Consider the following 20,527-nt stretch of genomic DNA (forward strand, 5'->3'; position numbering starts at 1 on the left):
CGGGCCCGCGGAGGCGGCGGGCGCACCTTCCGTACGCGGGCCGTGCGACTCCGGTGGCCGATCCGGTACGCAGCGCGGAAGGTGGAGGGAGAGGCCAGGCGGACGGCGGCCGAAGCCGGCCGCCCTGCGAGAACGGAGGACGTCCATGGCCACGCAGTCCCACCCCCAGACACCCTCGGGCGGCTACCGGTCCACCTCCACCGGGAACAGCCCCTGGGTCACCGGCGGCGCCACGTTCGCCGGTGTTCTGCTGTTCGTCTACGGGGTCCTGGGCGTCCTCCAGGGCGTCGCCGCGATCGCCAAGGACGACGTCTACGCCCGCATCGGCGACTACGTCTACAAGATCAACCTCACCGGCTGGGGCTGGATCCTGCTGATCCTCGGTGTCATCGCCGTGTTCGCGGGCTGGGGCATCCTCGTCGGCGCCGGCTGGGCCCGCGCGGTCGGCATCGTGCTCGCCTCGCTGAACCTGATCAGCCAGTTCATGTTCCTGCCGTACGCGCCGGTCTGGTCGGTGATCATGATGGCGATCAACGTCTTCGTCATCTGGGCCCTGGCGGTCTACCGGCCGAGCACGGCGCCCCGCTGATCCACGGGACCGTCCAGAGCCTCACCGGCCCCCTCCCTCCCGGCGGGCATCGTCGGGCGGCCGGCCGTGGGGCCCACGCCGCCCGACGTCGCGTTCCCGGCCGTTCGGCGGCTGCGCGGTGGGGCGGGAACAGACGGTCCGAGGCGGCCGGCCCGGTTCCGGGGCCGGAGACACCGTGGGCGGAGGCGGCGTTGCCGATGACGAGCACCGTGTCCCGCGACGGTAGGTGCCCGCGCGTCGTCGCCAGGTCCCCGGGCGCCCGCGGCGGACGGACGGAGCCCCGGCGCCCTGCGGCCCCCGCGGCGCTCCGCGGGCGCGGGGGCCTTCCGTGAGCCCGCCGATCGTGATGGGGGCCGACACCTCCCCCGCCGGCCCGGAGGCGGTGACGGCCGCCGTTCGTCGGGCGCGGCTGCGCGGGCCGACGGCGGTGCCCGCGCCGTACCACGCCCACCGCCCGGTCGCCGCCGTGCGGGACTCCGATGCCCGGCCGTGAGACCGCCGGCGCACCCGGGCAGGCCTCTCCGCCGGTGGCGAACGCGCATCACGCGCTGGTGGCGCGTGAGGTGGTGCTGCTGCTGGAGACCGACGCCCGTGCCGGGCTGGGCACCGACGAGGCCGCCCGGCGGCTCCAGCGGTTCGGGCCCAACGTGCTTCCCCCGGCGGCCGGCGGGGGCCTGCTGTGGCGGATCCTGCGCCAGTTCCACCATCCGCTGATCTACGTCCTGCTGGCCGCGGGCGCCGTCACCGCCGCCCTGGGGGCCCATGTCGACTCAGCGGTGATCTTCGGCGTGGTGCTGGTGAACGCGCTCGTCGGGCTGGTACAGGAGTCGAAGGCGGAGACGGCGCTGGAGGGCCTGCGGGAGATGGTGCGCACCACGGCGACCGTGGTGCGCGCGGGCCGCGAACGGCGGACGCCCTCGGCCGACCTGGTCCCCGGGGACCTGGTGCGGGTGGAGGCGGGTGACCGGGTGCCCGCCGACATCCGCCTGGTCGGGGCCGACGACCTGCGCGTGGACGAGTCGGCGCTGACGGGCGAGTCCGTCCCCGTGGCCAAGGACGAGGTCGTGCTGCACCCGCGGACCCCGGTCGCCGACCGCCGGAACATGCTGCACTCCGGGACCCTGGTGACCGGCGGGCGGGGGACCGGGATCGCCGTCGCGACCGGCGCCGAGACCGAACTGGGCGCCATCCACCGCCTGGTGGGGGCCGCCGAGACCGTGGCGACTCCGCTGACCGCCAAACTCGCCGCCTTCAGCCGGATCCTGACGGTGGCGATCCTGGCCCTGGCCGCGCTGACGTTCGCGATCGGTCTGGCCCGCGGGCAGGACGCGGTGCCGACCTTCACCGCCGCGGTCGCCCTGGCGGTCGGCGCGATCCCGGAGGGCCTGCCCGCCGCGGTCACCATCACCCTGGCCATCGGTGTGGCCCGGATGGCCCGGCGGCGCGCGGTGATCCGCAGGCTCCCCGCCGTGGAGACGCTGGGCAGCACCACGGTCATCTGCTCGGACAAGACCGGAACACTGACCGAGAACCAGATGACGGTGCGTACGGTGTGGACACCCGATGCCTCCTGCGAGGTGACGGGCTCCGGGTATGCGCCCGAGGGCGCCGTGCTGGGCCCTGACGGCTCCGCCGCCGCCGTCGAGGCGAACCGGGCCCTGCGGTGGTGCCTGCTGGCCGGCGCCGGGTGCAACGACGCCGTCCTCACCGCCAAGGACGGCCGCTGGGAACTGCTGGGCGACCCCACCGAGGGGGCGATGCTCGTCGCGGCGGCGAAGGGCGGACTGCCCGCCGACGAGGTGGCCGAGCGTCACCCCCGCATCGACACGATCCCCTTCAGCTCCGAGCGGCAGTACATGGCGACCCTGCACCGTGACGGCAGCACCGGCGACCACCTGGTGCTGGCCAAGGGCTCGGTCGAACGGCTCACCGCCCTGTGCCGGCGTCAGATGGCCGCCGACGGCAGCCTCCGGGCGCTCGACCCCGCGGCGGTGGCGGCCGCCGCCGAGCGCCTGGCCGCGCGCGGCCTCAGGGTCCTGGCCACGGCCATGCGGCCACCCGCCCCAGCGAAGGCCGGCGCTCTCGGCGAGGAGGACCTGTCGGGCACGCTGGTGCTCACCGGACTCCAGGCCATGCTGGACCCTCCGCGCGCCGCCGCCGGCGCCGCGGTCAGCGCCTGCCGCACCGCCGGTGTCACCGTCAAGATGATCACCGGGGACCATGCTGCGACCGCGTCCGCCGTCGCGGAGAGCGTCGGACTGCTCGACCCGGGGGACACGGACGAGCGGCAGGTGCTCACCGGCGCGGATCTGACGGCTCTGCCCGCCGGGGAGTACCCGGGCGCGGTCGACCGGGCCCGCGTCCTCGCCCGCGTCTCGCCCGAACAGAAACTCGGACTGGTGCGCGCCCTCCAGGACGTCGGGCAGGTGGTCGCCATGACCGGCGACGGCGTCAACGACGCCCCGGCCCTGCGCCAGGCCGACATCGGCGTCGCCATGGGGCGCGGCGGCACCGAGGTGGCCAAGGACGCCGCCGACATGGTCCTCACCGACGACGACTTCGCCACCATCGAGGCCGCCGTCGAGGAGGGCCGGGGCGTCTTCGACAACCTCACCAAGTTCATCGTGTGGACCCTGCCGACCAACATGGGCGAGGGGCTGGTCATCCTGGTGGCCGTCCTGCTGGGCAGCACCCTGCCGATCCTGCCCACCCAGATCCTGTGGATCAACATGACCACCGCCGTCGCCCTCGGCCTCATGCTGGCCTTCGAACCCAAAGAGGCCGGCATCATGAACCGGCCGCCCCGCGACCCGGCCCGCCCCCTGCTCACCGGCGCTCTCGCGGTGCGCGTCCTGCTCGTCTCGGCCCTGCTCGTCGCGGGCTCCTGGTGGCTGTTCACCTGGGAGCGCGGCATGGGCGCGAGCCTGCCCGAAGCACGCACCGCGGCGGTGAACCTGTTCGTCACGGTCGAGGCGTTCTACCTCTTCAGCTGCCGCTCCCTGAGCCGCTCGGCCTGGCGCCTCGGCCTGTTCACCAACCCGTGGATCACCGGCGGTGTCCTCACCCAGGCGGCCGGACAACTCGCCCTCACCTACCTCCCGACCCTGAACCACCTCTTCCACACGACCCCGATCTCCGGCGGCGCCTGGCTGCGCATCCTCGGCATCGCCGTGCTCACCGCCCTCGTCGTGGCCGCGGACAAGCGCCTGCGCCGCCCGCCGGGGTAGCCGGCCCCGGCCCCGCCCGTCCGTGGTGCCCGGCGCACATCGGGAGCGGCGCCGCTCCCGCGGTGGTCCGGGGTCCGGCGCAGGCCGTCCGTTACCGGTGTGCGGCCGCTCCGCCCGGCGAGCATCCTGTGATCATGGCCCTCGCCCTCGCCGTGCCGGCAGCGCTCCTGGCCGCCTGCTGCTTCGCCGTGGCCGCCGTGCTCCAGCAGGAGGCCGCCGCGGCCGTGCCGGAGGAGGAGTCCCTGCGGCCCGGCCTGATCCGTGCGCTGGCCCGCCGGCCCCGGTGGCTGGCCGGCATCGCCCTGTCGGCGGTCTCCTTCGTCGTCCAGGGCGCGGCGCTCGCCTTCGGCCCGCTGGTCCTCGTCCTGCCCCTGGCGTCGGCGGACCTCCTCTTCGCCCTGCCGCTCATCGCCCGGCGCCGGCACCGGCGCCTCACCGGGCGGGAGGTGACGGGTGGCGTGTGCACCGCCGGCGGAGTGGCCGCGTTCCTGGTGGTGCTGCCCTACGCGGAGGGGGAGCGGCAGCCCGGTCCCGGGGACTGGCTGCCCCTTCTGGTGGTCGTCGCGGTCTGCGTCTCCGTGCTGGTGCCGGTCGGCCTGCGGGCCTTCGGCCGGGTCCGCGCGGGCGTGTACGCGGCGGCAGCCGGGCTGCTCTTCGCCCTGCTGGACGCGCTGACGAAGAGTGCGGCGGACCTCTTCCGCGATCGGGGCCTGCACGCCCTGGCGCACTGGGAGCCGTACGCGCTGCTCGTGGCCGGGGGAGCGGGCCTGCTGCTGGCGCAGAGCTCGTTCCAGGCCGGGTCCCTGGCGGTCAGCCTCCCCCTCATCGACACGATCGAGCCGATCGGCGCCGTCCTGATCGGGGCCGCCGTCTTCCACGAACGCCTGGCCTCGTCGGGACACCTCGCCGTCCAGGTCCTCGGCGCGGTCCTGGCCGTGACCGGCATCGTCATCCTGGACAGGTCCCCGCTGGTGCGCACCTGAGCGCGGGCCCACCCGTCACCCGTGGCCGAGGAGCCCCGCACCGGCACACACCCGACCCCGGGCGCCCGCCGAGCGCGCTCATCGCGTCCTCACCCGCCCGGCCCGGCCCCGGTCGCCCGGGGCACCGCCGCGTCACGCGCACGGCCCTGCGGCCGATGCCCGCCCGGGACGGGCCGCGGCGACCGCGACCCGAAGCGGGCGGAGGCCGTAAGCCCCGCCCGAACCCGCGAAACCCCTGCTCAGGGCCAGACCAGGCAATACGGCTGATGCCCCGCTTCGTGCAGCCGGTGGCTGAAGTCCTGCCACTCGTGCAGGAGCTGGTACACGTTGAACGCGTCGCGCGGGCCGCCGCGGTCCGGGACCGTCGACCAGATGAACGCCGCCGCGCCCACCGCCTCCTCGCCGATGTCGCGGAGGGGGTCCACGACCGTCATGGGGAGCTTCACCACGGCGTAGTCGGGGTGCAGGACGACCAGTTCCAGAGGCGGCACCTTGTGCAGCGGGACGCCCTCGATGCCGGTCAGCACCATGGCGGCCATCGTCTCGGGCTTGATCTTGGTGAACATGCCGTTCATGCCGAGCTCGTCGCCGCCGAGTTCCTCAGGGCGCATCGAGATCGGGACGCGGGCCGCGGTCGCGCCGTCGGGCGCACCGAAGTACTTGTACGTCACCCCCACCCGACCACCATCTCTGCTCCCTGTCCGGAGCCGATCGCTCCGGCGGTCGCTCCGGCGGTCGACCTGATGATCGAAACGCCGGTCGAACCGGTCCGACGGCTCGGGCTCACTCACTGCGCCCTGTTCCTGATCTGCTTCGGCTGTTCCCTCCGCGTCGCGTCGGTGCCTTCCCCGCCGGGCACGTCGAGGACCCAGGTCGTCAGTCCCCTCGCCCAGTCCGCCACCGCGATGCATATCTCCACCCGACTGCTTTTTCTAGGACGCGTGGCCCCCGCCGCGCAACCCGATCATCGTGTCAGTGACCTCCCCCGCGGCCGCCCGCCGAAACGTGCGGTGAACCATCTGTCCACAGGATCGCAGGACCTGCCCAGTCCCTGACCATCACGTCCCACGCGGGCCGTGTGTTCAAGGCTGTGTGTATCGCCACTCAGTTTCGCAGATCACCGGTCGTCCTCGGAGCTTGATCGCCAGTTGTCCCCGCGCGTTGTCACCGGTGGCCCGGGGTGTGCGGCCACCGGGCAGCGCCCGCGGCGCGTGAGCGCCCCTGGCCTACCCTGAGGAGGTCACCCAGCAACCGGAGTCCGAGCAAGTCGGAGAAGGTCGGAGAAGTCGCAGGTCATGAGCGAAACGCCCTCCTCGGGAGCGCCCTCACCGGCGCCCTACCCCTACGAAGCGCCCGCCTCGCAGGCGCTGTTCGACCGCGCATCCGCCGTCACGCCGGGCGGTGTGAACTCGCCGGTGCGCGCCTTCCGCGCCGTGGGCGGCACGCCCCGGTTCATGGTGTCCGGCAGCGGACCGTACCTGACCGATGCCGACGGGCGCGAGTACGTCGACCTGGTGTGCTCCTGGGGACCCATGATCCTCGGCCACTCCCACCCCGAGGTCCTCGCCGCCGTCCACGAGGCCGTCTCCCGCGGCACGTCCTTCGGTACGCCCGGTGAGGGCGAGGTCGCGCTCGCCGAGGAGATCGTCGCCCGGGTGGAGCCGGTGGAGCAGGTACGGCTCGTCAGCAGCGGCACCGAGGCGACCATGTCCGCGATCCGGCTCGCGCGCGGCTTCACCCGTCGCCCCAAGGTGGTCAAGTTCGCCGGCTGCTACCACGGGCACGTGGACTCGCTCCTCGCCGCCGCGGGCAGCGGCGTGGCCACGTTCGCGCTGCCCGACACCCCCGGTGTCACCGGTGCCCAGGCCGGCGACACCATCGTGCTGCCGTACAACGACCTGGAGGCCGTGCACGAGGCGTTCCACCGGCACCCCGGCGAGATCGCCTGCGTCATCACCGAGGCCTCGCCCGGCAACATGGGCGTCGTCCCGCCGCTGCCCGGCTTCAACCAGGGGCTGCGGGACGCCTGCCACAAGAACGGCGCGCTGTACATCTCCGACGAGGTCATGACCGGCTTCCGTACCAGCCGGGCGGGCTGGTACGGCGTCGACGGGGTGAAACCGGACCTGATGACCTTCGGCAAGGTCATGGGCGGCGGCTTCCCGGCCGCGGCCTTCGGCGGTCGCGCCGACGTGATGGCCCACCTCGCGCCGGCCGGGCCCGTCTACCAGGCCGGGACCCTCTCCGGGAACCCGGTCGCCACCGCCGCCGGGCTCGCCCAGCTGCGGCTGCTGGACGACGCGGCGTACGACACCGTCGACGCCGTCTCCGCGCAGATCCGGTCCCTGGTCACGGAGGCGCTCACCAAGGAGGGCGTCGCGCACCGGCTGCAGACCGCCTCCAACATGTTCTCGGTGTTCTTCACGGACCGCGAGGTGCGCGACTACGAGGACGCCAAGGCCCAGGAGTCCTTCCGGTACACGGCGTTCTTCCACTCGCTGCTGGCGAACGGCGTCTACCTGCCGCCGTCGTCCTTCGAGTCCTGGTTCGTGTCCGCGGCCCACGACGAACGGGCCATCCAGCGGATCGCCGACGCCCTTCCGGCGGCGGCCCGAGCGGCGGCGGAGGCCACGGCAGCATGAGCACGACGTCCTCGAACAGCGGCGACATCACCGTCGTCCACCTGATGCGGCACGGCGAGGTCGCCAACCCGGATGGTGTCCTGTACGGCCGGCTGCCCGGCTACCACCTGTCCGAGCTGGGCCGGAAGATGGCGGACCGGGTCGCCGACCACCTCTCCTCCCGCGACGTCACCCACGTGTGTGCCTCCCCGCTGGAGCGGGCGCAGGAGACGGCGGCGCCGATCGCCGCCGCGCACGGGCTGGACGTGGCCACCGACGGGCGGCTCATCGAGGCCGGCAACGTCTTCCAGGGAAAGACGTTCGGCGTCGGCGACGGGGCGCTGCGCCGGCCGGAGAACTGGAAGCACCTGGTCAACCCGTTCAAGCCGTCCTGGGGCGAGCCGTACGTCGACCAGGTGGTGCGGATGAAGGGGGCGCTGGACGCGGCGAAGGACGCGGCGCGCGGGCACGAAGCGGTGCTCGTCAGCCATCAGCTGCCGATCTGGATCGTGCGGTCGTACGTCGAGCGGCGCCGGCTGTGGCACGACCCGCGCAAGCGGCAGTGCACCCTCGCCTCGCTGACGACCTTCACCTACCGCGGCGACAGGATCGTTTCGGTCGGCTACACCGAGCCCGCCCGCGATCTCGTCCCGGCCCATCTCCTCGCCGGTGCCAAGCCGGTGAAGGGCAAGGACAAGGCCTTCGGCGCGTAGGGCGCGCCCCACGCCCTCCGGGCCGGCGCGGGGCAGCCCTCGCCGGCCGTGCGGCGGGCCGGCACCGCGAGACGGTTTCGTGACATTCGTTGCGGGATTCGTATGAAAGTCAGGTGATCGATCGGAACCTCCCCGTTCGTCGCGCCCTCTCCCTGTGTGACACCCATGGACGCGACGAATCGGGGATCACATGCGCACGTTCTCCCGAAGGGGACTACTCGGCCTGGGCGCGGGAGCCGCCGCCGCTGCGGGACTCACCGGCTGCCTCGGCGGCTCCACTTCGTCGGACGGCGGGGGCGGGGCCGGCGGTTCCGGATCCGGCGACGCCGGCGCGAAACCCTCCGGGAGCCCCGCTGCCGCGCGCCCCATCGGCGACGGCTCCACGTCGTTCACGGGGAAGCAGCCGCACCAGCCCCACGCACCCGAGCCACTGGAGCCGGGCCAGGAGCCGCCCCAGTTCGTCGTCTTCTCCTGGGACGGGGCGGGGGAGGTCGGCAACGGGCTCTTCCCGCGCTTCCTCGACCTCGCCCGCCGGCACGGCGCGAGCATGACCTTCTTCCTCTCCGGCCTGTATCTGCTGCCCGAGGCGAAGAAGCGGCTGTACGACCCGCCCAACAACCCCCGCGGCGCCTCCGCCATCGGCTACCTGACCGACGAGCACATCAAGGCCACGCTGAAGAACGTCCGCCGCGCCTGGCTGGAGGGCCACGAGATCGGCACCCACTTCAACGGCCACTTCTGCGGCGAGAGCCACGGCTCGGTCGCGCACTGGACGCCCCGGCAGTGGCGCAGCGAGATCGACCAGGCCAAGTCCTTCGTGAAGCAGTGGCGCACGAACACGGGCTGGACGGATCTGCCCTCGCTGCCCTTCGACTACGACAAGGAACTCGTCGGCGGCCGGACCCCCTGCCTGCTCGGCCAGGACAACCTGCTGCCCACCGCGCGCGAGCTGGGCTGGCGCTACGACGCCTCCTCGCCCGGCGGTCGTCAGGTGTGGCCGGCGAAGAAGCAGGGCATATGGGACCTGCCGTTGCAGCAGATACCTTTCCCGGGCCACCGGTTCGAGGTCCTCTCGATGGACTACAACATCCTCGCCAACCAGTCGATCAACTCGACCAAGGCCCCCGCCCACAACTACCCGGGGTGGCGGCGGCAGGCGGCCCGCTCGTACGTCGGGGGATTCGAGCGGGCATACCGGACGAACCGGGCGCCCCTCTTCATCGGCAACCACTTCGAGCAGTGGAACGGCGGCATCTACATGGACGCCGTCGAGGACGCCCTCACCCGTATGGCGCGCGAGAAGGAGAAGGGCGCCGACGTACGGCTGGTCTCCTTCCGCCAGTTCGCCGACTGGCTGGACGTGCAGCGTCCGCAGGTACTGGCGAAACTGCGCACCCTGGAGGTGGGGCAGCAGCCGACCGGCGGCTGGAAGGCGTTCCTGGGGGGTGCGCAGACCACCGGGCAGGACTCCGGCTCGGAGGGCCAGAACGCCGCCTGAAATGCGGGTTTCCCCCCGCAAGGGGGGTGCGCAAGATCCCCGGATCGGACATGCGAAACTTTTCACATGAGTGCCGCCAGTCGCGCCCCCCTGCGCCCGACCCCCTGGATCCGCACGCGCCGAGCCGCCCTGACGACCGCCGGTGCCGCCGTCGCGGCGCTCCTCGTGTCCGCCTGCGGCTCCGGAGGGGTCTCCGGCGGAGGCGGTGACACGAAGTTCATCATGGGCGAGGACGGCATCTCCACCGTCGCCAAGGGCAAGCGCGACCCGGCCCCCGACCTGTCCGGCAGGACCATCGACGACCGGCAGATCGCCGTCTCCTCCTTCAAGGGCAAGGTCGTCGTCCTGAACGTGTGGGGCTCCTGGTGCGCGCCCTGCCGCGCCGAGGCCCCCAACTTCGAGAAGGTCTACTCCGACCTCAAGTCCCAGGGCGTGCAGTTCGTCGGCATCAACGTCGCCGACCCCCAGGTCCGTAGTGCCCTCGCCTTCGAGAAGCAGTTCGGCGTCAGCTACCCGAGCCTGTACGACCCGAGCAGCAAGTTGATGCTCCGTTTCAAGAAGGGCACGCTCAACCCGCAGGCGATCCCCTCCACACTGGTCCTCGACCGGGACGGCAGGATCGCCGCCCGCTCCCTGGCCGCGCTGAGCGAGGAGAAGCTGCGGTCCATGATCGCTCCCGTCCTCGCGGAGAAGTGACGTGAGCGCGCTCATCCCGCTCGCCTCGGACGTCTACAACGGCACGGTGCTCAACGGCGCCCTGCTGGTCGCCCTGCCCATCGCGGTCCTCGGCGGCCTCGTCTCCTTCTTCTCCCCCTGCGTGCTGCCGCTCGTCCCGGGCTATCTGTCGTACGTGACCGGGGTCACCGGCACCGACCTCGCCGAGGCCCGGCGCGGGCGGATGGTCGCCGGGGCCTCCCTGTTCGTGCTCGGCTTCACCGCCGTCTTCGTCTCCACCGGCGCCCTGTTCGGCTACTTCGGGGCGACGCTCAAGGCGGAGCAGGGCGTGCTGTCCAAGGTGCTGGGCGTGCTCATGATCCTCATGGGCGTGTTCTTCATGGGGCTGATGCCCTGGATGACCCAGCGCGAGTTCCGCTTCCACCGCAGGCCCGTGGCCGGACTGATCGGGGCGCCCGTGCTCGGCGCGCTCTTCGGCATCGGCTGGACGCCGTGCATCGGACCGACCCTCGCCTCCGTCCTCGCGCTCTCCTCGCAGCAGTCGAGCGCGGGCCGCGGTGCCATACTGACCGTCGCCTACTGCCTCGGCCTCGGTGTGCCGTTCGTGCTCGCCGCGGTCGCCTTCCGCAAGGCGCTCGGCGCCTTCGGCTGGGTCAAGCGCCACTACGTGTGGGTGATGCGGATCGGTGGCTCGATGATGATCGTCACCGGTCTGCTGCTGCTGACCGGTGTCTGGAACATCCTCGTCCAGGACCTCCAGTCCTGGTCCGGCGGATTCACTGTGGGGATCTGATCCATGAGCAAGACCACCGCGCCCGACGGGCCCCGGGACCAGGAGCTCGGCGAGGCCGGTTCCCAGTTGTCCACCGTCCCCGAGGAGTCCTCCCCGGGGGGCCCGACCCTCGGCGTCATCGGCTGGCTCCGCTGGTTCTGGCGGCAACTGACCTCGATGCGGGTGGCCCTGCTGCTCCTGCTGCTGCTGGCGCTCGCGGCCATCCCCGGTTCGCTCATCCCGCAGACCGGTACCGACATCACCAAGGTCGCCGAGTTCCGCAAGGACCACCCCACCCTCTCGCCGGCCTACGACAGGCTCGGCCTGTTCCACGTCTACAGCTCGGTGTGGTTCTCCGCGATCTACATCCTGCTGTTCGTCTCCCTCATCGGCTGTATCGTCCCCCGCACCTGGCAGTTCGTCGGCCAGCTGCGCGGTCGCCCGCCGGGCGCGCCGAAGCGGCTGACCCGGCTGCCCGCGTACACCACCTGGCGCACCGGGGCCGAGCCCGAGGAGGTGCGCGAGGCGGCGCTCGCGCTGCTGAAGCGGAAGCGGTTCCGCGCGCACCTCGCCGGTGACGCCGTCGCCGCGGAGAAGGGCTATCTGCGCGAGGTCGGCAACCTCGCCTTCCACATGGCCCTCATCGTGATGCTGGTGGCGTTCGCCTGGGGGCAGCTGTTCAAGTCCGAGGGCAACAAGCTCCTCGTCGAGGGCAACGGCTTCTCCGACACCCTGATCGACTACGACGACTTCAAGTCCGGCAACCTCTTCACCACCGATGATCTGACGCCGTTCAGCTTCACCCTGGACGAGTTCACCGGCACGTACGAGACCTCCGGCCCCAACAAGGGCACCGCGCGCACCTTCGAGGCCGCGCTCACCTACGCGGAGGGCGCCTACGGCAAGGACCGCAAGACCGTCGTCCGGGTCAACCACCCCCTGGAGATCGGCGACTCGAAGGTCTACCTGACCGCCCACGGCTACGCGCCCGTGGTGACCGTCCGCGACGGGAAGGGCGACGTCGTCTTCAGCGGCCCGGTCCCACTGCTGCCGCTGGACTCCAACGTCACCTCGTCCGGCGTGATCAAGGTCCTCGACGGCTACCGGGACGCTCAGGGCGCCACCGACCAGCTCGGCATCAAGGCCTTCCTGCTGCCGACGTACGTGGCGGGCAACGAGGTGTCCTCCTCCTTCCCGGCCCTGCTGAACCCGGTGCTGAACCTGGAGCCCTACCACGGCGACCTGGGCGTCGACTCGGGCATCCCGCAGAGCGTGTACAAGCTCGACAAGTCGCACATGAAGGGCTTCGAGGACGACAAGGGCCGGCAGTTGAGGAAGAACCTCAGGCCCGGACAGACCATGGAGCTCCCGGACGGCGCCGGCTCGGTGACGTACGAGGGCACCAAGGAGTGGGCGAACTTCCAGATCACGCAGCAGCCCGGCAGCGGCTGGGCACTGGTCGGCGCCCTCGGCGCGATCTTCGGTCTCGCCGGTTCCCTGTTCATCCAGCGCCGCCGCGTCTGGGTGCGCGCGGTCCGGGGCGACGACGGTGTCACGGTCGTCGAGATGGCCGGCCTCGGCCGGAGTGAGTCCGCCAAGGTGCCCGAGGAGCTGGGTGAGCTCGCCGGGACCCTCTACGACCAGGCGCCGGGCGTTGCCGAGCCCGACGACGACCCCTCAGATGTCTCCGTACCTGCCGAAGGGGCTGAGCAGCAGTGACTGTCGCCGCCGCCACCAACGAACACCTCGCGAGCATCAGCAATGTGCTGATCTACTCCTCGATGGCCGTCTACACCCTGGCCTTCTTCGCCTACATCGCCGAGTGGCTGTTCGGCAGCCGCAGCAAGGTGGGCCGTACGGCCGCGGCGCTCACCGACCGGCCGGAGGCACGCAGGACGGCGGGGGCGCCCGCCGTCACCGTGAAGAAGGCGGGCGGTACCGCCGTGCTGGAGCGGCCCGAGGTGGTCGTGCGGTCCGCGGCCGGCGCGCGGGACGTGCCCGACGGTCCCGGTGCGCACGGCGGTGACGAGCAGGGCGACCTCTACGGCCGCATCGCGATCTCGCTCACCGTGCTGGCCTTCCTGGTGGAGCTGGCGGGCGTGGTCGCCCGCGCGGCGTCCGTGCAGCGGGCGCCGTGGGGCAACATGTACGAGTTCAACATCACCTTCTCCACGGTCGCCGTCGGCGTGTACCTGGTGCTGCTGGCGCTGAGGAAGAACGTGCGCTGGCTCGGCCTGTTCCTGACCACCACGGTCCTGCTCGACCTCGGTCTCGCCGTCACCGTCCTGTACACGGCGAGCGACCAGCTGGTCCCGGCCCTGCACTCGTACTGGCTGTACATCCACGTCTCGACGGCGATCCTGTGCGGCGCGGTCTTCTACGTCGGCGCGGTCGCCACGATCCTCTACCTCTTCAAGGACGCGTACGAGAACAAGCTGGCCGGCGGCGGCAAGCCCGGCACCTTCGCCGACTCCGTCCTGGACCGGCTGCCCGCCGCGGCCTCCCTGGACAAGTTCGCGTACCGCGTCAACGCGGCCGTCTTCCCGCTGTGGACCTTCACGATCATCGCGGGCGCCATCTGGGCGGGCGACGCCTGGGGCCGCTACTGGGGCTGGGACCCGAAGGAGACCTGGTCCTTCATCACCTGGGTCGCCTACGCCGGCTACCTGCACGCGCGCGCCACGGCAGGCTGGAAGGGCCGCAAGGCGGCCTACCTGGCCCTGATCGCCTTCGGCTGCTGGCTGTTCAACTACTACGGCGTCAACATCTTCGTCTCCGGCAAGCACTCGTACGCCGGGGTCTAGTGCCGCGGCAGGCGACGTTCGCCCCGTCGCGGCGCCCGGCACGCACTCTCGCCGCACCGGACGAAAGCCCGAGTACATCCCGGTACGAGGGCTTCCGGCCGGCACACCGGGAGCACGCACCGGGCGCCGCTCCTCGACGGGCGAACGTCGCCTGCCGCGGCACCGGTGCCGCGACCGGGAAGCTCCCTCGCGAGCCGGTGAACCTTCCCGGTCGCGGCACAGGGCATCGCCCTCCCGACCGCGCCGCGCCCTACGGGGCAGGTCAGCGGCGGCAAGGGGTGCGGAATCGCCGGGCCGGGGTCAGGCTGGTGTCATGACCGGAGCCATAGAACAGGGCACCAGCCAGACCCACGGGAACACCCGCATCCTGCACCTGCTGGTGCGGCTCTCCCGGCCCACGGAGACGGTCTGGCCGGCGCTGAGTACGCCGGAGGGGCTGGCGGGCTGGTTCACCGAGGTCGATGTCCTGGAGCCGCGGCTCGGCGGGATCGTCGCGCTGCGCGGTCTGGGGGCCGGGACGGTCACCGCCTGGGACGTGGACCGGGTCGCCGAGTACACCGTGGAGGGGGGCGGTCGGATCCGCTTCCACCTGGAGCGCGACGAGCCGAACGGCACGGTGCTGCGGTTCACGCACGAGTTCCAGGGCGAGGCGGAGACGGAGCAGTCCTGGCGGGCCCGGTTCGAGACGTTCATCGCGCGGCTGGGCGCGGGTACGGGCACCGAGGACGGGCCCCGCCCCGGAAACGGCCGGGGTGGAACATCCGGGCCGGGACCCGTGTGATCCACTCCGGCCGAGATCCGCGACCGGTGAGCCGTGGTCCGGTGTTCCCACGCCGAACTCCCGGCACGGGAATCACTGCCGAAAATGCACGCCCCGGACGCGCGCCGATGAATGCCGTCCCTGCATGCATGTCCCCGGATGCGCGCCCCGGACGCATTCTCGTGAATGCGTGGTCAGGAATTCACGGGCGCTCGTTCTCCGTCAGGATGTGACCGTGTAGATGTCGGAGCACGTCAGGCCGGCCTTGTTGTTCCCGATGCAGACCCAGAAGGTGTAGCGCCGGTCCTCGCGCAGGTTCCCGCCCACGGACTTCGTGTACGGGGAGTGGTGCCCCAGCGTGTCGGCCACGCGGACGGGGGCGGTGCCCAGGTAGGCGGAGACACCGTACCCGTCCGCGTAGGAGTCGGTGGCGTACAGGGTGTCCCCGTTCGCCTTCCACCAGCCCTTTCCGACGTAGTGGCCGTTGCGGTGGACGGAGATCGAGCGCGAGCCGTCGCTCTGCATCGAGCCCGCCTTGAAGGTGACGCCCGACGGTCCTGCGGCGGCGGTGCCGGCGCCGGCACCCAGGAGCAGCCCCGCCGTGGCGACGACGGTCCCCAGGGCCTTCGCGGACCTCTTGTGCAGCGAGATGTTCATCCCCACCCGTTTCGATGAAATGTTGAGAATGGTCGATGGAATGGTCGACCAGGAACGTAATCGAACGGGAGTTTGAGCGTCAAGGCGAATGCGCCGCACCCCGGTCCGCAGGCGGAGGGGTCAGACACTCCTCACTCGGCGGCTTTCCCTCCGGCCAGGCGATTCTCACGAATCGGGAACCGCCGCCGGGGGAGAGTTCGACGATGGGCACGGCTTTGTCGTACGGGTTGCCGTGCGCGTTGAGGCAGATCCAGCCGCTCGCTCCGTCCACCCGCAGTTGCCGGCCCTTGACCTGGGGCCACTGGAGGCCGACGTCCGCGAGAGGCGGGTCCGTCCTCCCCTCGGGCGTGGCCTCGCGGATGCCGTGCACGGCGAGCCGCATCGCGTCGTAGCCGATGATCAGCTGGCCGTCGTCCAGGACGACGTCCCCGATCGGCCCGACCGGGGCGCGCCGGGCCTTCACCAGCAGGTCGGTCAGCTCCTCGGCGTCGTGCGCCGAGCCGCCCGTCGCCGGCGGGCTGTGGGTCCAGGCGTCGGGGTGGGCGAGGGCGGTGTAGCGCACCGACAGATTGTGTTCCAGGGCGCCGGCGTCCAGTTGTCTGTCGCCGCTGAGGTAGGAGCCCTCGTCCCCGGTCAGCACGGTGAACCTCCGCCCCTGGCAGCCCCGTGCGCCCAGCGCGTTGACGAACTGCCGCAGCTGGGTGTGGCGGCCGGCGAAGAGGATGGTGTCGGTCTGCGGCGCGGTGTTGCACACCAGGTAGGTGATCTGCCGGAACGTGCCCGCCGTCGTCCCCTCCCGGGTGCGGTCGTCGGGCGGCGTGAACGGCTGCGGCTCGTACGGCGAGCCCTCGATCAGCGCGGCGAACGACTGCTGCAGCGTGCGCGTGTAGGGGTCGCCCGGCTTGTCGTACACCAGCAACGCCCTGCCCGCGCTCACCTTCGCGAAGGAGGCCAGGGCCCGGGCCTCGTCGGTGTTGGTGGGGGAGACGCGGGCCAGGCCGGGGAAGGGGTCCTCGCCGTCCTGGCCGTTGGCCAGGTTGTCCGCGGTGATCGAGGAGCCGACGACCGGGATGCCGCGCCGGGTCAGCTCGGCCACCGCCAGCCGGTTGTTCTCGGTGCTCATGCCGATCCCGGAGACCGCCCGCAGCCGGTCGTCGCCCTTCGTCATCCCCTCCAGCCGGTCGACCACCCGCTCCCAGTGGTCGCCGGTCGCTCCCGGGTTGGCGAGCACCAGCCGGATGAGCGGCTTCTCGCCGTTGGAGCCGTGGTTGGCCCGCCACTGAGCCAGGTAGGCGCCCTGGAGCTCGTGCTGGACGTCGCGCAGCGTCGACGGTGTGGTGGCGGTGTACGGCAACATCAGCGCGACCGTGACGTAACTGCCCTTCTCCAGGCCCCGGTTCTCCCGGTCGATGGCCCGCGCCGTGTCCCGGAGCTCCTTGCGGCCGAAGTCGTACGCGGTACTCGTCACACCGACGCAGTCCGAGCTGCCCTCGGGCCGCGAGACGCCGGGCGCGCACGCGCGGTCGTCGTGCAGGAGGGCGACCGCGGCGAAGTACAGGCCCACCGCGAGGGCTCCCACCGCCAGCAGGGCCAGGTAGCGGTACAGGCGTATCTCCCAGACCTCCCGCAGCCAGGCTGCCGCGCGGGTCCTTCCTCCGGATGCCATCACGCCTCCCCGTCCGGGTCGTCCGTCTCGTCCTTCGGCGTCCGCAGCGGCCGTCCGGCCCGTGCGTCCCGCGGCCACTCCTGGGCCGCCTGCCACAGCAGCGCGCCGCCCTCCTCGCGCAGGTCGCACAGTTGCAGCAGCTCGAACCGCATCCGTTCGCACACCCGCTCGTCCGGCAGCACCAGCGGGTCCGACAGCTGCCACGCGGCGTGCAGCAGCCGCCGCACCCGCTGGTGCAGCACGGGGTCCGTGCCCTCGGGCGCGGGCTGCCGGGTGCCCGCGTGGTCCAGGGCGGTCGCCGCGCGCCGGTCGTCCGGCCGGTCGAAGTCCCGGCCGTCCTCGTCGTGCGCGTGGAAGTACGGTGCGGCGGCCAGGAAGCACAGCGTGTCCAGCCAGATCCGCGCGTCCAGCGTGGAGAAGGTGTCCCGCAGATGCGCCACCGCCCCCGAGGTGTCGCCGAGGCACAGCTCGTGGTGGAGCCGGTGGCGGGCCTGCGCGGGGTCGCCGGGGCTGTCGGCGTCGCCGTCGGGTGAGTAGTGCGCGATCAGCGTCTCGTGCACCTCGCGCCACTTGCCGTGCCCGTCCTGCCCGTCGTGCAGGCGGAGCAGCAGCAGGGTGCGCACGAACGGGTCACCCGCGAAGTGCCCGGGCACCGACGGCAGCCCCTCGGCCGCCAGCCGCGCCTGGAGAGTGCGGACGCCCGCGGAGCCGAAGTCGGCCGGCAACCGGGCGTCGGCCAACGCGACGGCCGACTCCAGGTCGTGCGCCGCGGCCAGCACGGTCAGCTCCTCCAGGCGGTCGCCGGGCACCAGCTTCTCCAGCAACGCGCTGTAGACGGGCCGCGCCTCGCCGGGGCCCCGCTCGCCGGCGAGCGGCGTGACGAGCAGCCGGCCCAGCGAGTCCGCCCGCTGCGGGTGCTGCCGGGCCGCCTCGGCGAGCAGGTCGATGCCCAGGGGGTTGCCGCCCGTCAGCCGGTGCGTGGCGCGCGGGAGTTCGGCCGGGGTTCCGGCGGTCTCGCACACCGCTCCGACGATGTGCAGGGTGTCGTCGGCGGACAGCCTTGGCAGCGGGACGACCAGGGCGCGTGACGCGGGCGAGGTGTCCGGCCGCCAGTCGGTGCGCCGGGCCACCTCCGCCAGCTCCAGCCGGGGCGCGCCGTGCAGTACCGGATGATCGGGTCCGCGGACGGCGACGACGAACGCCACCTCGTCGGCGAAACCTTCCGCCCGGTCCCGCAGCACCGCCTCCATCAGCCCGGGCCCCGGGCCGGTGTGCGCGTTGTCGAGCAGGATCAGCGGCCGGCCCAGCCGCCGCAGCCGCGACCCGAGCCCCGTGTACGCCTCGGTGAGGTCGGCGAGCAGGGCCCGCACCAGCCGACGTTCGGCGTGCTCCCGGGACGGCGAGCCGGCCCGGAAGTGCTGGGACAGCAGGATCAGTCCGCGCTGGGCGTTGCCGCCCGCGTTCGGATAGGTCCGGTACCAGGTCGAGGACTTCTGCCGGCGGCGCCCGGCGAAGCCCTCGGTCACCGACTCCAGGGTCGCCTCGATCGCCGCCGCCACGAACGGGGCCTGCCCGCTGGTCGCCGCGATCACCTTGGACACCACGCGCCCCGCCCACCGGCCGGCCAGCCCGGTGATGCCCGCCCCGCCCTCGTTGAGCAGCAGGATCCGGCTCAGCTCCCGCCGGATGCGCTCGGCGTCCGCGTCCCGCCAGCCGGAGGCGGCCACCGCCACGAGCCCCGCCATCAGCCTCGGGAAGACGACCTCCCCGGCGTGCTTGACCCGCTCTCCGAGCTGCTCGGCCAGCATCAGCAGCGCCTGCGACACGGGCGACCACGCCTCGGGGGCCTGCTCGGGGCGGGGCCGGGCGAACGCCTCCTGCTCACAGTCGATCAGGGCCAGCGGGGTGTGCCGCAGCTGCCTGCCCGGGCGGGTGACCTGGTAGGCGCTGAACGTTTCCTGAAGGACCGCGGTCTTGCCCATCCCGCGCCCGCCGGAGAGCACCAGGAGCGGCAACTCCTCCTGGCTCGCGCACTCCTGGGGTTCCACGGCCCGCAGCTCGTGCGGCCGCACGCCCACCAGCCGTGGCACGAGCCCCGCCGGCTCGGCGTCGAACAGCGCCCCGCGTCCATGCAAACGACTGCTCACCGCGTCTCCCCCCTGATGCGGCCATCCTGCCCAACCTCAGAGTAAAGAGGGGGAGTTGATTCGGACTAGGTCGCGTGATGCCCACCGGCTTACGAACATGACCGGGATCGGGGCGACCGTTGGCCGACGCCGGGACAGCAGGTGCGGCTGGGGGTGCCGGGGTGGTCGGGGCTGCCGTTCCGATGAAAGTGCCCATGGCATGGGACGGCCACCCGCGAACCGGGTCGTGCGCGCCATGTACGCGGCCGACCGCCCGGTGCCCGGATTCGGTCCGGTCGGCAGGGGGCAGGACTCGGGCGGTCTCGCACGCGCGGATCCGCCGGGCGGAGGACCCGGCCGGGCGGGCGGGGCCGACGGACCGGAGGCGGGGTATGTCGTTTCGCCAACGGTGCGAAGGTTGCGGATGGTTCGTGTGAAGAGACGTGATGCGGATGTTGATCCCGTACGGTCCCCAGGACGGCGCTACGCGCGGAGCGAGGAGCTGATGGAGCCGATGGAGCAGAAGGACCCCGTCGACACGGACGAGGACGAGCGACTCGCGGCCATCGCCCCGGAGATCATCCGCATCACGGTGAGCCTCCTCCGCCGCGTCGCCGGCCTCTACCCCGAGGAACGCGTCCCCCAGGAGGCCCTCCTCGTCGCCGACGGTGTCCTGGACCGGTACGGCGTCGACGGCCTCCGCCTCCTCGCCATGACGCTCACCGGCTGGGCCGCGGTCGAGATCGAACGCGAGGCCCAGGCCTCCGGCCGCACCCTGCAGTCGGTCCTGGACGAGATGGAACTGACCCGGCTGGAGGTCGAGGTGGGGGAGTGGGGTACCCAGGAGCAGGCCGGGGACCGCGGCGCCGCCCGGGACAGGGGCGACGCCGGGGACCGAGCCTCGGACAGAGACAGAGACAGAGACAGAGACAGAGACAGAGACAGGGACGAGGGCAGAGACAGGGACGAGGGCAGGGACAGGGACAGGCGCAGGGACGGACGCAGGGGCGGTGACGGGCGCCGCCCTGACGAGGGGGACGAGGGGCACGACGCGGACGACGTGGACGAGGGCGGTCGGGGGGCGTGACCGTCGCACGGGCCGTCACCCTGCGGTCCCCGGTACGCCGCTCCCGCGACGACCGGGCGGCCCGCGGCCGGCGCGGCGTCTCCGGGAGTTCGGCCGCCGGGCCCGCCCGCTCCCGCACGGCACGGTCCGCGAAGCGCCACCGGTAGCGGGTGCGCCGCGTCTCCCGCGGGTGCCTGCGCCACCGGTCCTCCACGGGCGCCGGGCCCGGTCGGCTCGGCGCCGGGCGAAGAGACGTCGCGGCCCGGGCGATGCGCCGGCCCGGTGCCCGGCCGCAGCGGACGGCGATCGGCCGCGGTGGACGGCGCCCGGCGCCCCATCGGTACCGTCGATGACCCCATCGGCAGGACGC

17 protein-coding genes are annotated in these 20,527 nt (G+C 72.5%); 13 read left to right on the plus strand and 4 right to left on the minus strand.

The features are described from left to right. The first annotated feature begins 145 nt into the window (after nt 1-145). The 4 genes from JS756_RS21320 (at nt 146) to JS756_RS21335 (ending at nt 4,799) form a co-directional block, all read left to right on the plus strand. Nucleotides 146-589, plus strand: a complete 444-nt coding sequence (locus tag JS756_RS21320) for a DUF7144 family membrane protein (protein WP_205384745.1) — start codon at nt 146-148, stop codon at nt 587-589. A 328-nt stretch (nt 590-917) separates the two neighbouring features. Beyond that, on the plus strand, nt 918-1,082 hold the full coding sequence (locus tag JS756_RS21325) for a hypothetical protein (RefSeq protein ID WP_205384746.1): 165 nt from the start codon (nt 918-920) through the stop codon (nt 1,080-1,082). 34 nt (nt 1,083-1,116) lie between these two features. Further along, complete coding sequence (locus JS756_RS21330) at nt 1,117-3,816, plus strand: HAD-IC family P-type ATPase (protein WP_307790870.1); 2,700 nt, start codon at nt 1,117-1,119, stop codon at nt 3,814-3,816. Between the two features lie 134 nt (nt 3,817-3,950). Next, nucleotides 3,951-4,799 carry a DMT family transporter gene (locus JS756_RS21335; protein ID WP_205384748.1) on the plus strand — a complete coding sequence of 283 codons (849 nt, stop codon included), beginning with the start codon at nt 3,951-3,953 and terminating at the stop codon, nt 4,797-4,799. A 239-nt stretch (nt 4,800-5,038) separates the two neighbouring features. On the opposite strand, the gene JS756_RS21340 is transcribed toward JS756_RS21335, so the two are convergent. Then, nucleotides 5,039-5,710, minus strand: a complete 672-nt coding sequence (locus JS756_RS21340; protein WP_205384749.1) for a hypothetical protein — start codon at nt 5,708-5,710, stop codon at nt 5,039-5,041. A gap of 384 nt (nt 5,711-6,094) precedes the next feature. On the opposite strand from JS756_RS21340, the gene hemL reads away from it, so the two are divergent. From hemL to JS756_RS21380, 8 genes are all read left to right on the plus strand, one after another. Next, nucleotides 6,095-7,441, plus strand: a complete 1,347-nt coding sequence (hemL, locus tag JS756_RS21345; RefSeq protein WP_205384750.1) for a glutamate-1-semialdehyde 2,1-aminomutase — start codon at nt 6,095-6,097, stop codon at nt 7,439-7,441. After that, entirely contained in the window at nt 7,438-8,133 is a 696-nt protein-coding gene (locus tag JS756_RS21350; protein ID WP_205384751.1) for a histidine phosphatase family protein, read from the plus strand. The genes hemL and JS756_RS21350 overlap by 4 nt, the downstream gene beginning before the upstream one ends. Nucleotides 8,134-8,323: 190 nt before the next feature. Continuing rightward, nucleotides 8,324-9,631, plus strand: a complete 1,308-nt coding sequence (locus JS756_RS21355) for a polysaccharide deacetylase family protein (RefSeq protein ID WP_205384752.1) — start codon at nt 8,324-8,326, stop codon at nt 9,629-9,631. 66 nt (nt 9,632-9,697) lie between these two features. After that, nucleotides 9,698-10,327, plus strand: coding sequence for a TlpA family protein disulfide reductase (locus JS756_RS21360; protein WP_205384753.1), 630 nt, complete (start codon nt 9,698-9,700; stop codon nt 10,325-10,327). Between the two features lies 1 nt (nt 10,328). Further along, nucleotides 10,329-11,099 carry a cytochrome c biogenesis CcdA family protein gene (locus tag JS756_RS21365; protein WP_205384754.1) on the plus strand — a complete coding sequence of 257 codons (771 nt, stop codon included), beginning with the start codon at nt 10,329-10,331 and terminating at the stop codon, nt 11,097-11,099. A gap of 3 nt (nt 11,100-11,102) precedes the next feature. Further along, the gene (gene resB / locus JS756_RS21370; RefSeq protein WP_205384755.1) at nt 11,103-12,797 is read left to right on the plus strand and encodes a cytochrome c biogenesis protein ResB; all 1,695 of its coding nucleotides are present in this window, start codon (nt 11,103-11,105) and stop codon (nt 12,795-12,797) included. After that, on the plus strand, nt 12,794-13,882 hold the full coding sequence (gene ccsB / locus JS756_RS21375) for a c-type cytochrome biogenesis protein CcsB (RefSeq protein ID WP_205384756.1): 1,089 nt from the start codon (nt 12,794-12,796) through the stop codon (nt 13,880-13,882). Before resB ends, ccsB begins: the two co-directional genes overlap by 4 nt. Nucleotides 13,883-14,195: 313 nt before the next feature. After that, a complete protein-coding gene (locus JS756_RS21380; RefSeq protein WP_205384757.1) occupies nt 14,196-14,663 on the plus strand; it encodes an SRPBCC domain-containing protein in 468 nt (155 codons plus the stop codon). A gap of 201 nt (nt 14,664-14,864) precedes the next feature. On the opposite strand, the gene JS756_RS21385 is transcribed toward JS756_RS21380, so the two are convergent. From JS756_RS21385 to JS756_RS21395, 3 genes are all read right to left on the minus strand, one after another. Next, on the minus strand, nt 14,865-15,305 hold the full coding sequence (locus JS756_RS21385; RefSeq protein ID WP_438817336.1) for a hypothetical protein: 441 nt from the start codon (nt 15,303-15,305) through the stop codon (nt 14,865-14,867). 73 nt (nt 15,306-15,378) lie between these two features. Next, nucleotides 15,379-16,965, minus strand: coding sequence for a type 1 periplasmic-binding domain-containing protein (locus JS756_RS21390; protein WP_205384758.1), 1,587 nt, complete (start codon nt 16,963-16,965; stop codon nt 15,379-15,381). After that, a complete protein-coding gene (locus JS756_RS21395) occupies nt 16,965-19,112 on the minus strand; it encodes a hypothetical protein (protein ID WP_205384759.1) in 2,148 nt (715 codons plus the stop codon). Before JS756_RS21395 ends, JS756_RS21390 begins: the two co-directional genes overlap by 1 nt. 484 nt (nt 19,113-19,596) lie before the next feature. Between JS756_RS21395 and JS756_RS21400 the strand changes: the two genes are divergently transcribed. Then, nucleotides 19,597-20,178, plus strand: a complete 582-nt coding sequence (locus JS756_RS21400) for a hypothetical protein (RefSeq protein ID WP_205384760.1) — start codon at nt 19,597-19,599, stop codon at nt 20,176-20,178. Nucleotides 20,179-20,527 lie beyond the last annotated feature (349 nt).

The sequence above is a fragment of the Streptomyces actuosus genome, from assembly GCF_016921115.1.
Taxonomy (GTDB): domain Bacteria; phylum Actinomycetota; class Actinomycetes; order Streptomycetales; family Streptomycetaceae; genus Streptomyces; species Streptomyces actuosus_A.